Source organism: Chloroflexota bacterium (assembly GCA_009840625.1).
Taxonomy (GTDB): Bacteria; Chloroflexota; UBA11872; order UBA11872; family VXNJ01; genus VXNJ01.
Genome location: VXNJ01000002.1, coordinates 1 through 14,191 on the forward strand (window position 1 = coordinate 1; position 14,191 = coordinate 14,191).

General features: G+C 67.9%; 6 protein-coding genes. 1 reads left to right on the forward strand and 5 read right to left on the reverse strand.

What is annotated here, in order from left to right; genetic code table 11:
* The 5 genes from F4X41_03615 to F4X41_03635 form a co-directional block, all read right to left on the reverse strand.
* A partial coding sequence (locus tag F4X41_03615; GenBank protein ID MYB16111.1) for an MOSC domain-containing protein occupies positions 1–612 on the reverse strand: 612 nt, incomplete at its 3' end.
* Positions 613–838: 226 nt separating this feature from the next.
* On the reverse strand, positions 839–1,282 hold the full coding sequence (locus F4X41_03620; GenBank protein ID MYB16112.1) for a cupin domain-containing protein: 444 nt from the start codon (positions 1,280–1,282) through the stop codon (positions 839–841).
* A 19-nt stretch (positions 1,283–1,301) separates the two neighbouring features.
* The gene (locus tag F4X41_03625) at positions 1,302–1,847 is read right to left on the reverse strand and encodes a superoxide dismutase family protein (protein MYB16113.1); all 546 of its coding nucleotides are present in this window, start codon (positions 1,845–1,847) and stop codon (positions 1,302–1,304) included.
* Between the two features lie 193 nt (positions 1,848–2,040).
* On the reverse strand, positions 2,041–3,180 hold the full coding sequence (locus F4X41_03630; GenBank protein MYB16114.1) for a mandelate racemase/muconate lactonizing enzyme family protein: 1,140 nt from the start codon (positions 3,178–3,180) through the stop codon (positions 2,041–2,043).
* A 138-nt stretch (positions 3,181–3,318) separates the two neighbouring features.
* Positions 3,319–13,527 (reverse strand): SDR family NAD(P)-dependent oxidoreductase, encoded by a 10,209-nt coding sequence (locus F4X41_03635; protein ID MYB16115.1) that lies wholly within the window; start codon positions 13,525–13,527, stop codon positions 3,319–3,321.
* Positions 13,528–13,650: 123 nt separating this feature from the next.
* On the opposite strand from F4X41_03635, the gene F4X41_03640 reads away from it, so the two are divergent.
* Positions 13,651–14,181: an acyl carrier protein gene (locus F4X41_03640; protein MYB16116.1), complete on the forward strand. Its 531-nt coding sequence runs from the start codon at positions 13,651–13,653 to the stop codon at positions 14,179–14,181.
* Positions 14,182–14,191: the final 10 nt, after the last annotated feature.

Consider the following 14,191-nt stretch of genomic DNA (forward strand, 5'->3'; position numbering starts at 1 on the left):
CCCTTTTCCAGCCTCATCCAAATTGGACTTGACAAACCGTAGAGAGTCCTTCTTGACTACGTCGCCGGCCCGGATCGTCCCCGACCGCACGACGCGGGAGTTGGCGCCCCGGAGCCGCAAGTCCTGGCCGGTTGGGGTGCTGACGAACCTGAGCGCATCATTTCCGAACCGGGCGGCGAACTTGACGCAGCCGGTGTGGGGTTCGGCGGATATTTCCAGCACCGCCGATCCGATTGACAGCCGAGTCCCCGGCGGCATGTTCGCCACGCTCATGTCGATATCGATCACGAGCTGATCGCCGGCAAGCGGCCAGCGCTCTTCGGACCGGGCCATGAGTTGGAGCGCGCGGGAGTTGATGATCGTTATCTGCGCCTCGGGATTCGCGCTTCCGTCCGCGGTGCTTTTGCTCCCGCGGTCCTTCCATGAATCGCCGACCAGGCCGTCTTCGACGTCGAGCCTGCCTTCGGCGACGACATTGCGCCGGTCGACCGCCGGGCGTTGCACGACCTTAAGGAGGGTGCCGGCATCTTCCGGGGACCGGCGGATCGAGTCCAGGCCGGCGTTTAACTGTTCGATGCTCGGGTGGGTCACCGGATCGCTCGAACGGACCATCAACCAGCCCTCATCTGATTCCGCGGCAGCTGCCGCTACTCCGCCCGTGGCGGCCCCTCCACTCTATTCGAGATTGGCGCCGCCAGCGTCTCCGCCGACCTCGGACCCGGACGCCGGTGCGACGGCCAATCGGTAGGTCTTTTCGGGCGGCAAAGCCGCGCCATCGCCAGTCCCGGCGTGGCCGAATCCGGTCGTTTTCCGGAATTTTTGCGCGGCCGGCGCCTGTTCACAGACTGGCGGACCAGGGCCCCGGAACCGGGAAGGCCTCGTCGTCGCCCGGCCAGGCGGGGATCGTCGCGATGATGAAGCGGAGCGCTGCGTCACCGGTGTTGCGGAACTGGAAGCGGGCACCCAGGGGGATGGAAACGCTTACGCCGGGGGCCAGTTCGACGACCGTTTCGCGATCGCCCTGGCGTCGCCACAGCTGGCCGCCGCCCTCCAGGCAGTACCAGAGTTCTTCGACGGTTCGGTGCGCCACCGCGATCGACACCCGACCCGGTGCCAGCGAGCAATGAACCATGCTGGCGCGCGGCGTTTCGGCCAGCAAGCGGATTTCGGACCCGTCCGGGGCCAGCGCGTCGTACGCGTCCGGCAGTTCAAGGAAGTCGAAACCGGTTTTCAATTGCAGCTCATCCCCGGGCCAATCAACGTCGTCGGAACCGCGGTGCATGGGGCGTTTCCCGGCGCGACTAGTTCCGCGCGACTACTCCGCAGCCGACCCGACCACCGGCTCCCGCGTCGGCGCCGTACGTGTCACCCTTCTCGTGGACGATGATCGCGGAACCGTCCCCGTCGAAAAGGGAATTGGGCTCGCCGTCGGCAAGGGAAATGGCGCCGCTGAAGAAGTCGGCGCGGGCGATCCCGTCGGCGCCGGCGTAAATGTTGGGAAGGTCTCCGGCGTGGTGCCCTTCCGGGTTGAAGTAGCCGTGCTCGATGCCGGAGGGAGCGAAATGGTCGCCAGCGGCGGAGAAGTCCGGCGCGCAACTTCCCGTCTCGTGGATGTGGAATCCGTGGGCACCGGGCGTCAACCCGCTAAGGTCCGCCTGCACCAGCACGCCCCGTTCCGCCTGGGTGAAGGTCACCGTGCCCAGAGACTCGCCCTCGGGACTCATGACCTGGGCGCTGGCGGTGGTCGCAATCTCCAGCGGACCGGATTCCGCGGGTCCGCAGGCGGCCGCAATCGCCGCCAGCAGCGAGACCGCAATGGCGCAACACACCTTGGCTCTGGACTTCATGCCAATCTCTCTCCGCTGCCGGGGCTGAATCAGAAACCCGCTACAAGATTTGAATCAGCTGCTTGCGGCCAATTTTCCCGTTTCCGGCCGGCCCCAGGCCGGTCTCTGCCCTCCGGACAACTCCGGTAATACGCGACGGCGCGACGCGCCCGCCCGGGACAAGCGGAACCCGAAGGGCCAACGCGCCGAACGTCTAAGAGACCAGGTGGGCCCGGAGCACGTCCTCGTCGAACTCGACGCCGAGTCCGGGACCGTCAGGTGGCGTGATGTAGCCGTTCTCCACGACCAGCGGTTCCTTGAAGATCTTGCGGTGCAGCGGCCCCACGTTGGCTTCCTGGATCAGGAAATTTGGTGAGCAGGTATCGATCTGAATCGCCGCCGCCGCGGCAACTGGCCCGCAGTACATGTGCGGGGCGATCATCGCGTAATGCGCCTCGGCCATGCCCGCGATCTTCTTGGCTTCGGTTATGCCGCCACACTGGCCGACGTCGAGCTGGATGATCTGGGCCGCCTGCTGCTCCAGCACGCGCGCGAATTCGTACTTGGTGACCAGGCGTTCGCCGGTCGCGATCGGAATGCTGGTGTGGGCGGCGATGCGGGCCATCTCCTCGACCTTTTCCGGCATCACCGGTTCCTCGAACCAGAACGGGTTGTAAGGCTCAAGATACTTGGCCACGCGGATCGCGCTGTAGGTCGGCATCTGCCCATGCGTCCCGATGGCGACCTCGAGCCGGTTGCCGACCGCGTTGCGGATGCTCTCGAAGATCCTGCCCGCGTGCTCTATCTCTGAAAGCGAGATGTCGCGGATGGGGTGGAGCGGCATGAACGGGTCGATCTTGCAGGCAGTATTGCCCGCCTCCAGGAGCATTTCCGCGACTTCGCCGGCTTTTTCGGGTCGCTCTCGGATGCCTTCGCTGGGCATGTATGCATAGGCGCGCAGGCGTTCGTGGTAGCGGCCCCCCAGCAGGTTGTAGATCGGTTGATTGGCGGCCTTGCCGGCGATATCCCAGAGCGCCATGTCGATCGCGCTGATCACCGGCGTCGAATAGAGGCTGGGATGGCGCAGATCGTGGCGGGTTCCGTACATGCGGTCCCAGATCAGCTCGATGTTCAGAGGGTTCTCGCCGAGCACGAATTGGCCGACGAACTCCTCGATCAACCTGACCTGCGACTTCAGGTCGTCGGGATGGTTCGAATAGGCGCTGCCGGCGATCCTTTCGCCGATGCCGGAGATTCCCTCGTCGGTCTGTAGCTCGAGAAAGAGGAAGTACCTGCCGCCGATGTACGGCGGCTCCGCTTCGACGACCATCGTCTTTAGCCCGGTGACCTTCATCATCCCTCATCCCTCTGTCGGGGACTGCCCTTCAGCGGGCGTTGCGAATCGACTAGATGGTAACTGTGGGCGGAACCCTGGCCTAGCGCGGCCCTTATTGCCGCCGGCTGTCGGGCGCGGTCAAGCCGCTCGGCGCGTTTAGCGGAACGAAACCCAGTGCCGGCGGCGCTGGAACGGGTACCCGGGAACCGAGGTGCGCCGCCTAGTCTCGCCGGCGAACAGGCCGCGCAGGTCGAGATCGAAGCCGGCTTCATAGACGCCCGCCACGGCCGCCGCGAACCCGCGGTCGGCGACCGGTTCCCCCAGAGTCGCAATCACCTTAGGGCCGGCACGCTCGCCCGAGTCCGGCCAGGCCGCCGAAATCCGCTCTGCCAGCCCGGGCCCGGGGCCCAGTCCGATCACCGCATCGATGCCGAGTCCGGCGAGGGCCGCGGCGCATTCGGCGGCGGCAACCGGCGCCCGCAGCTGGCGGTTCCAGTAATCTGCGTCGAGCAGGGTTTCGGAATCGATTGCCCGGCCGCTGGCACCGCTGATCAGTGCCAGCGATGGCGGCGCGGATTCGATACCGGCAAGGATCGATTCGAACCCGGTGTCCGGTGCCAACCCGGCACCCGGGAAAACCGCCATGAGTTCGCCGCGGGCGGCCGCGATGCGCAGTCCGTCTTCGAGGGTCAGCGCCCCCGCCGCCTGGGCGGCCGCCAGTTCGCCGGGACCCTGCCCCAGGACCGCGGTCGGCAATACGCCCACCCCGGACCACAGGGCCGTCAGCGCGCACCCAAGCGCATATGTCGCCGGCTGGGCCCAGGCGGGATCGTCGAGGCTGGCGGCGCCCTGGTCCGGGTCGAACATTGCCTCGAGCAGCGACGCGACGCGTTCGGAGCGAATCAATTCGTCGCAGCGTTCCAGCACCGCGCGGACGGCCGGCTCGGTCTCGAAAAGTTCCCGTCCCAGGGTTATGGCCTGGCTGCCCAGCGCGGGGTAGACGAAGGCAAACCTGCGCGGCGGATCGGGATCGGGCTCAACGTCGCCCACGGCGACCGCGCGCAACTGCGACCGCAGGGATTCGGCATCGTCGAACACCAAGCCTGCCCGGTGATCGAAGTGGCTCCGGCCCACCGCGGCCGTCCAGGCCATGTCAGCGAGCGCTGCGGCGTCCGCAGGGTCGGTTTTCGATCCGTCCTGCAGGTCCAGCCACTCCGCGTAACGTTCGGCCAGCCCGCGGAGCGCCGCGCCGGATTTCGCCGACAGCGACAGCAGTCGCAAGTTGCGCGGCGCGCACGCGCCGGACGCCGGCGCGCCGGCCCCAGCGGGCGGAACCTGCACCGCGGCGCCGACCGGCACCCGCACGCCGTCCAATTGGGTCGGCGGGCTCTGCGCCGATTCGTATCCGGTTACGACCACGTTGGCATTGGTGCCCGACATTCCGAACGCGCTCACCGCCGCCACCGGCGCCCGTCCGTTGCCGTCCGGCCAGGGGGTCGGACTCGCCGTCACCCGCACCGGCAAGCGGTTCCAGTCGATGTTCTCACTGGGGTTTTCGAAATGAATCTGGCGCGGAATTGAACCCTGGCGCATCGCCAGCACCGTCTTTATCAGGCTGGCGATGCCGGCCGCCCATTCGAGATGGCCGATGTTGGCTTTCACTGATCCGAGCAGTAGCGGGCGGTCGTCGGGGCGGCCCCGCCCGTAGACGGCGGACGCCGCTTGGATCTCGATCGGATCGCCCAGCGCCGATCCGGCCCCGTGCGCTTCCAGGTAGTCCACGTCCGCCGGGGCGAAGCCGGATTGTGCCAGCGCTTCCTCGAGCACCCGTTCCTGGGCCGGCCCGTTGGGGACCGTGAGGCCGGCGCTGGCCCCGTTCTGGTTGATCGCCGAACCCCGGATCACACCCCAGATCCGGTCGCCGGCGGCCTCGGCGTCGCTCAACCGCTTCAGCGCGATGATGCCGCACCCGTCGCTGCGCACGAACCCGTCGGCGGCGGAGTCGAACGTCGAGGAACGGCCGCTTTCCGAGATCATTCCCAGGTCGTCGAGGAACCGCGCCAGGCCCTGCGAGAGGGGAACGTTGACTCCGCCGGCGAGCGCCAGGTCCGCCTCGCCGCGCTGCAGCCCCGCGACCGCCTGGTGCACCGCCACCAGCGAGGATGCGCAGACCATGTCCAGCCCCATGGCCGGCCCCTCGAGCCCCAGCGCGAAGGCCACCCGGCCGACCGCCATGCTGCCGGCCGTGCCCACGAAGCTGTCTTCGGCACCGCCGGCGGCGATCACGTCCCGGTATTCGTTGCCGCCGACTCCGATGTAAACGCCGGTGCGGCTGCCCCGCAAACCCCCGGGGTCGATGCCGGCGTCCTCGAGCGCCAGCCAGGTCGTCTCCAGCAGCAGTCGCTGGCGCGGGTCCATGTGGCGCGCCTCGATCGGCGAAATCCGGAAGAAGCGCGAGTCGAAGCGGTCGATTCCTTCGATGAAGGCTCCGCGGCGAAAAATGGACTCGGTCGCGTTGGGGTCTCCGTAAAGCCCGTCCCACGGATAGGGGTCGGTACGTCCCTCGCTGACCAGATCGGCGCCGGCCTCGAGCTGCCGCCAGAAGCCGAGCGGATCCTCGGCGCCGGGAAACCGGCAGCCAATTCCCACGATCGCGATCCCGTCGCGGTCCGAATCGATCGTCCGCCGGATTTCCGGCTCGGGTTCGGGGGCGGGCTCGCCTTCGCCGTCTTGACCGCCGAGTTCTTCGGCCAGATGGCCGGCCAGGGCGGTGATGTCGGGGTAGTCGAACACCAGCGTGTTCGACGCGGTGTACTGGCCGGCGAAAGCCCGGTTCAGGCGGTTGCGCAGCTCCACCGCCATCAGCGAGTCCATTCCCAGATCGAAGAACCCCACGTCCGGCGCCGGCGGTGAAGCGAGGCGCAGCACCGCCTGGACCTCCTGCTGCAGGAATGTGGCCAGGATCGCATCGTTGCCGACCACCGGCGCGCCACGGAGCTGGGCGAGCAGGTCGGTCGGGGCCATCCCGGCTTCGCCCTCGGGCGCCTCGGCCTCGGCCAGGAGCTCCTCCAGAAACGCCGGACGGTCCTCGATTGCATCCTCGAACACCGCCCAGTCCATCGCCATTACCACTGAATTGGTCGCGTCCTCGCGCACCAGCCGCTCCAGCGCCCGAATCCCCTGCTGCGGCGTAAACCAACGGCCGCCAAGTGCCGCCCGGCGACGTTCGATCCGATCTTTCTGTTCGGCGGCTTCGCCGATTTCCGACCAGGCGCCCCAGGCGATTGACTGACCCGGGAGCCCCAGCGCGCGCCGGTGGCCGGCCAGCTGATCCAGGAAAGCGTTGGCGGCGGCGTGATTGCCCTGGCCCGGATTGCCCATCACCCCGACCCGGCTGGAGAACAGGACGAACAGGTCCAGGTCGAGGTGCTGGGTCGCCCGATGGAGGTGCCAGGCACCCGCGATCTTGGGGCGCAGAACCCGGTCGAAACTCTCCCAGGTCTGGTTGCCGATTGCCGCGTCGGACAGCACGCCGACACTGTGGATCACGCCGCCGAGCGGCGGGTGATCCCGCTCGATGCGGGCCAGCATCGAATCGATTGCCGCCGGATCGGTCACGTCGGCCAGCTCGACGCCAATGTCGATTCCCTTCGCCCGCAGTCCGTCGATGACCGTCTTGACTTGGGGATCCGGGTCGCGGCGCCCGTTGAGCACAATGGCCCCGGCGCCGCGGTCGGCGAGCCACTCGGCCACCGCGCAGCCGATCCCGCCCAGCCCGCCGGTGACCAGGTAGGTGCGGTCGGCTCGCAGCTGGCCGCGCGCCAGCGGCGGCAGGGTCAGGACGATTTTTCCGAGATGTCGGGCAGCCCGCATGAACCCCAACGCGGCGCCGGCCTCGGCCAGCGGCCAGCGGCTATGGATGATGGTCTCCAGTTCGCCGTTGGCGAACCGGCCCATGATCTGGGTTAGCACCTCGCCGACCCAGGCTGGATCGGTCTTTTTCAACACGTCGAGTTCCAGGATCGAGTAACCGACGTCGGGGCGAACCGCGGCCATTTCCGCCTCGCTGAGGATGTCGCGCCGCGCCAGCTCGACGAATCGGCCGCCTTCCATCAGGCAGCTGAGGCTGGCGTCGATGAACCCTTCGCTGGTCAGGCTGTTTAGCACCACGTGGACGCCGTGTCCGTCGGTGGCCTCGAGGATCTGCTCGCCGAAATCGGTCGTGCGGCTGTCGAATACGTGCCGGACCCCGATCGACCGCAGGTAGCCCTGCTTGGGCGCGCTGGCGGTGGCGAACACTTCCGCTCCCGCCGCCCGGGCGAGGCTTATCGCGGCCAGGCCCACGCCGCCCGCACCGGCGTGGATCAGGACCCGCTCGCCCTCGGCGAGCCCCCCGGCCAGCTGATAGGAGAGTTCGGCCGAGACGTACGCGCTGGGAATGGTGGCCAGCGCCGAACTGGAAGCCTCCGGCGGCGCCGCGGCGACCAGCAGTTCGTGCGTGTCCATTTCCGGACCGAACGCGCCGAACCCCAGTCCGACCACCCGGTCGCCGACTTCGACCGCGGTCACCTCGGATCCGACCGCGATGACGTTGCCGCACATCTCCCGGCCCAGGTTGCCCTCTTCGATAAAGCCCAGCGAGCGGAAAACGTCCCAGAAGTTGATCCCGGCGGCGTCCACCGCAACCCGAACCTCGCGCGGTTCGAGGCCGCGCGTCGGGAGGGACATTACCTCGGGCCGGTCGAAGACCCCCGCCCGGTCCGGTGTCAGCACCCAGGACGAATCCTCGGGCAGCGCCAGCCGGCCGCCGCCGTCGCCGGAACGGACAAGTCGGGCCGCCAGGCGGCGGCCGGAACGGTGAACGATGTGGTTCTCGGTGTCGGGGTACAGGAATTCGTCGGCCAGGCCGGACTCGGCGTCGGCCACCGCCGGATCCAGGTCGAGCATGCGCGGCTGCAGATGGCCGGTTTCCAGGGCCAGAGCTTTGCCCAGACCCCAGAGCGTCGCGCCGGCGAGTTCGCCGCCGCGCTCGCGTTCGGTCACCTGTCCCCCGCGGGTGATGAACCAGAGCCCCTTCTGCGGCATCGCGTCGGAATCGGCCAGACCCTGGACCAGCGCCAGCGCAACCGCCACCGACCCCGAAACGTCGTCGAACATCTCGGCCGCCGAGGCCCCGGCGCCGTGTCCGTTAAGGGCGTGCAGGTGGATTACGCCGCTGAACGGGACGTTTTCGGGGAGCTGTGCAAACAACGTTCGCCAGGATTCCCGGTCGGTCCGGTCCACGGCGGCGCCGAAAACTCCCGCCGAGTCGCCGTTCGGCAGGGCTCCGGCGGTCGTGCCTTCATCGGCCACCAGAACCGTCTGGTTGCGTTCGGCTAGCTGCGACGCCAGCCCGGCGTGGTGGCCGGCGCCGGTCAGGACCCACAACCCGCGGGGTTCGCTGACCCGGGCCGGTCCCTGGGCGACTATCACCCCTTTGTCGAGCGGTTTGGTCTTGTCGGACTCGTCGACCCCGAGGACTTCGACGGCGGCAAATCCGGCGTCGCCGAGCGCGCGCCGCCATACCGGCGGTCCGGCCAGCGCGTGGTGCGGACGGTAGTCGTCGGCGAACCGCCACCATCCGTCCAGCTGGCCAAACGTCAGGTCCATCCACCCCAGGCCGCGCAGGTTCTCGAGCGCGATCAACTGTCCCGACGGGGCCAGAAGCGCGGCGCAGTGCCCCAGGGTTTCGGTCAGGTAGCGCGTCGCGTGCAGAACGTTGGAGGCAATGATCAGGTCGTAGCCGTGCTGGTCAAATCCCTGCTCGATCGGATCCTTCTCGATATCGAGCGGGCGGTACTGGATGGCGCCGCCGCCGTCGCCGAAGCGCGCTTCGGCCTCGGCGAAGAATCCGGCCGAGATATCGGTGTAGGTGTAGTCGTAACGTCCATCCGGCAGTTCGGGCAGGACCGACGCCGTGGCGGACCCGGTCCCGGCCCCGACCTCGATGACTCGCAGGCGACGGCGGTCCGGGAGCCTGTCCACCAGGGCGCGCACGGCCTCGGACAGCATCCGGTTGGCCGCCCGTGCGACCGGGGCCTTCAGATAGAGATCGGCGGCGGTCGGTTCGCCGCTGCTAAACAGCAGCGTGAGCGGGTCGGCGTCCCCACGCAGCACTTCGCCCAGCGCGGCGCCGGACCGCCGGAACAGTCCGACTTCGATCTGGCCGTGTTCATAGCGTTGCGCCATCGTGTCGGCGAACCCCGCCGGATCCCGGGGCAGTTCCTCGGGCAGCTGGTCGTCGGTCCCAATCCGGACGAGGAATCCGCCGTCTTTTTCCGTCAGGACGCCGGCCTGGGCGAGCATTTCGAACATCCTGCGGAACAGACGCTTGTGTTCCGGGGCGACATTGAGTTCGCGGCGCAGTTCCTCGACATCGACGGCCGTCCCCCGACTGCGCCGCCAGCCGAGTTTTTCCAGCGTCGCCAGCGCGTAGGAGCGCGACCACTGCTCGAGGTCCTCGAGCAAGTCGTCCCGATTGCCGGGGTCGACCCCGGCGTCCGTCAAGTAGTCGGCGAACAGCTCCGACCCGGCCGCGACCGCGGACGGTACGGGAAAGAAATCGGCGGGTATCAGGCCCGATGCGAGCGGACGCTCGCGCCAGGCGACCTCGTAGAGCAGGTCGCTCGCCCCTTCCACGGCCGAAAGCAGGGCCGCCCGGGTGGCGCGTTTGACCGCGTAACCGCTGAAACCGCCGATCAGATCGCCGGCGTCGTCGAGGATCCGCAGCTCCCCGCTGAGCACCTCGGGTTGCCCATCGGCATTGGGTTCGCCCGCGCCCGGGGCCTCGTTCATGCGCACGTGGCAGTAAATGCGGTCCGGCAGGGGCCCGTTTAACCAGAACCGTTCCCAGCCGAAGGGCAGGTAGGTCGGCTCATCGGGGCCGCCGTCCATGTTGCGGGCCAGGCCCACGACCTGAAAGCAGCCGTCGAGCATTAGCGGGTGGGCATCCAGTCCGCCGCGGCTGACGAATTCCGGCAGTTCGATCTGGGCCAGCGCCTCGCCCGGACCGGTCCAGATCTGGGTCAGGGTGCGGAACGAGGGACCAAGGTCAATCCCGGTGGCCGATTTGGCGCGGTAGTAGTCGGCTATGCCCGCCGGCGACATCCTGGATCTGAGGCCCGCAAAGTCCGCGGGACCGCCGTCTTCGGGGAGCGACCCGCCATGCAGGACGCGCCCTTCCACGTGCAACGTCCAGTCACCTTCGGGACCCTTGCTGAAGATCTGCAGCGACTTGGCCGGCGACTGCTCGGCGTCATCAAGCAGAAGCTGGATCCGGCGCCCTTCGGGGTCTGCGCCCGATTCGGCGGCCCGGGTCGGGAACACCAGCGCGTTGTGCAGCTGCACCTCTTCCAAAAAGACCTGATCGCCGCCCTCGGCCCGGGCCGCCGCGCAGGCCATCGCGCAGTAGAGCGCGCCGGGTGCGATCACCCGGCCGAAGACCAGGTGGTCGGCCAGCCAGGCCGGTTCCGATTCGAATATCTCGGCCTCGAAGGAGACGCCGCCGCGGGCCGATTCATGGCGATCCCCGAGCAGCGGGAGGCCCGCCGCGCCGCGCCGACGCCCGGCCTGCGGGATCCAGTGCCGCGAACGCTGGAACGGATATCCGGGCAGCGAGATCCGCCGCGGCGCCTCTCCTTCGAAAAGGCCGGCGAACGAGATTTCAAGGCCCAGTTCGTAGGACCGCGCCACCGCATCGACGAAGCCGCTCGCGGGTCCGGAATCGGATCCCCGGCGGCGCGGACGGCGCATGCTGGCCAGAACGGCCGGGGCCGGCGGCCCGTGTCCATCGGGCTCGGACTCCGGCCAGGCGAGAGTCGTCATCGGGCCCAGCAGGGCGTGCGGCCCGATTTCGATCACCAGATCGACTCCGAGCTCGGCCATGGTTCTTACCCCGCCGGCGAACGCGACCGCCTGCCGCGCGTGTTCGCGCCAGTAGGCCCCGTCCAGGGATAGGTCGGGCCCGACCGCTTGTCCGGTCAGATTGCTTACGAAGGTGAGATCGGGGGGCCGGATCGCGACTTTGGCGAGCGAGGCTTCGAGCGCGTCCAGGGCGGGTTCGACCAGGGCGCTGTGGAATGCCCGGGTCGTGTTCAGCCGGGAAACTCTAATGCCCCGGGCACCGAACCGCGCAAGGATCGCGTCGATGTCTGCGGCGCGGCCGCTTACGACCTGATGGGCGCCGTTGTCGGCCGAAACGTCCAGCACCGCGCCGGGCTCCACCGCCTTGTAGGCGCTTACTTCCGCGGCCACTTCCGGCGGCGGGGCAAAGACCGCGGCCATGTTCCCCGGGTCGGTTTCCGAGAGCAGCGTTCCGCGGGCGGCCGCGAAGCGCATGCCGTCCTCGAGGCTGAAAACGCCGGCCGCCCAGGCGGCCGCGATTTCGCCGACGCTGTGGCCCATCACGACGCCGGGCCGCACCCCCACGCTGTCCCAGAGAGCGGTCAGCGCGCATTCCAGGGCGTACAACGCCGGCTGCTCCCAGGCCGTGTCCCCGAGGTCGCCGGTCGATCCGTTGCGACCGAACATCACATCCAGCAGCGATTCCCCGCGGGCTTCCCGGAAGGCCTCTTCGCATCTGTCCAAGACCGCCCTGGCGACTGGTTCGTGATCGTAGAGATCGCGGCCCATTCCGAGCCATTGGCTGCCCTGGCCGGTGAATGCGAAAGCGATTTTGGCGGGGACTCCGGCTGCCCTGCCCGCGCCCTCGATGACGTCCCGGAGGCCCGCGCGCAGAGATTCGGCGTCGCCGAATGTCACGCCCGCGCGGTGATCGAAATGTTGGCGTCCGGCACCCGCCGTCCACGCCATGTCGGTGAGCGCCTGTGCGGCGAGCCGATCGTCGGACCAGTCATCCGACTGCCCGGCGAGCCAGGTCAGGTAGCTGCCCGCCAGGTCCTTTAAAGCGCCCTCGGATTTGCCGGAAATGGGCAGGAAACGGCTCTGCCGGCGCGCGGTCGGTTCGTTTGCCGGGCCCGGGACGCCGTCCGGACCGCGGTACTCCTCCACCAGCATGTGGGCGTTGGTGCCGGATATTCCGAAGGAGTTGACGGCGGCGAGGCGCGGCCGGCCGTCGCGTTGCGGCCAATCGATCATCGAATCGGTGATCTGCAGCGGCACCCGGTCCCACTCGATGGCTGGATTGGGGTTCTCAAAGTGCAGGTGCCTGGGAATGATTCCCCGATTGACCGTGAGGACCGCCTTGATCAGACCGGCGACCCCGGCCGCCGACTCCAGGTGGCCGATGTTGGTCTTGACCGAACCAACCAGCAGCGGCCGGTCGCCGTCGCGCTCGCGGCAGTAGGCATTGGCGACGGCTTCGATTTCGATCGGGTCACCCACCGCCGTACCGGTGCCGTGGGCTTCAAGGTAGTCAACGTCGTTGGCCCCGGCACCGGCGTGCGAGAGTGCGGCCTCGATCACCTGCTCGAGCGCCGGAACGTGCGGGACCGTCAGGCCGGAACTGGCCCCGCCGTGATTGACGGCCGACCCGCGAATGACCGCCCAGATCCGGTCGCCGTCGCGTACGGCTTCGCTCAACCGCTTCAGGACCACGACACCGCAGCCCTCGCCGCGCACGTAACCGTTGGCCGAGGCGTCGAACGCCTTGCACTGACCGTCCGGTGACAGCATCATCGAATCTGCCCGCAGTTCGTAAATGCGGCCGTTCAGGATTGCCTGGACTCCCCCGGCGATGGCCAGGTCAGCTTTGCTCTGCTGGAGGTCGGCTACCGCGTCGTGGACTGAGACCAGCGACGATGCGCAGGCCGCGTCGACCGCTTTTGCCGGCCCCATAAGGCCGAGCACGAAGGAGACCCGTCCGCTGGCGCCGTTGAGGTTGGTTCCGCTGAGGGCGTAAAGGCACCCCGCCGCTTCGGTCGGGCGAGACGAGTCGACGACCAGCATGCGGTATTCGTCGTTGCTGATCCCGGCGTAGACGCCGGTGCGGCTCCCGCGCAGAGTTGCGGCGTCGATTCCGGCGTCTTCGAGAGCCAGCCAGCTCATTTCCAGCATCATGCGTTGCTGGGGATCGAGCAGTTCGGCTTCTACCGGGGAGATGCGGAAGAACTCCGCATCGAATTGATCTATGTCGTCTACGAACGCCCCGAAGCGACAGGCTTGGGCCCGCTCCGCGGTGTCTGGAAACAGCTCCGCCATGCGACCGCTGCCGGAGTTGGGGTCACCTTCCCGTACCGAGTTCTGACCGGATTCCAGCAGGTCCCAGAATGCCGGGATGTCTGGTGCACCCGGAAACCGGCAGGCCATCCCGATCACGGCGATGGGCTCACCGTGCTGCGCGGACTGGCTCTTGCGGGACACGTTCAATGTCTCAATTTCGAAGGCCGACAGAAACGAGGGCCGTTCTCGGGCCGCGCAACCGGACTAATCCCGTCTCGTGCGGTCCGCTGGGCTTACGGTCCGATACAGCCGCATGCGAGAACCCATCCAATGTCAATCGACACCATTCAAGTTCGTCGATTCTCCCACCCGGACCCGACCTGGACAGTGGCAGATTGCTCGTCACGAGGCGTAGCTGCGGCCGGATTTGCCCCCGCGATACCAGGCCGCCGTTCCACACCGGGCGCGCTTGGCCCGCCGCTTGGACTCGGCTGGGTCCAATTCGGCGGCCGGCATCTCCGACCGGCGATGCGGGAAGAGGCTAGTATCGATTCGGGACGTGGCCGAGATGTGATTTGCTGCGTACCGAGGGCCAACCACCAAAGGAATCAGCCAATGCCATCGACCGCAGACCGTCTCCGGGAATTGATCAGCGAAAACATCGAAGTTGACGGCAAGCCGGTGGATGTGCCGGACGACATGAGTTTCTCTCTCACCGCCGCCGGGGTTTCCTCGCTCGACCTGGTCGCGTTCGGAAAACTGGTCAGTCAGGAATTCGGCGTTGCTTTCGAACTCAAGGACTGCACCGAGATCGACAGCCTCGGAAAACTCGTCGCGTTCATCGAAGACAAGGCCGCGTAGGGCGCAGATT

Bases quoted from the DNA above. Each gene is read 5' to 3' on its own strand.
- F4X41_03620 (MYB16112.1), bottom strand. From the start codon at position 1,282: ATGCACCGCGGTTCCGACGACGTTGATTGGCCCGGGGATGAGCTGCAA.
- F4X41_03625 (MYB16113.1), bottom strand. From the start codon at position 1,847: ATGAAGTCCAGAGCCAAGGTGTGTTGCGCCATTGCGGTCTCGCTGCTG.
- F4X41_03630 (MYB16114.1), bottom strand. From the start codon at position 3,180: ATGAAGGTCACCGGGCTAAAGACGATGGTCGTCGAAGCGGAGCCGCCG.
- F4X41_03640 (MYB16116.1), top strand. From the start codon at position 13,651: ATGTCAATCGACACCATTCAAGTTCGTCGATTCTCCCACCCGGACCCG.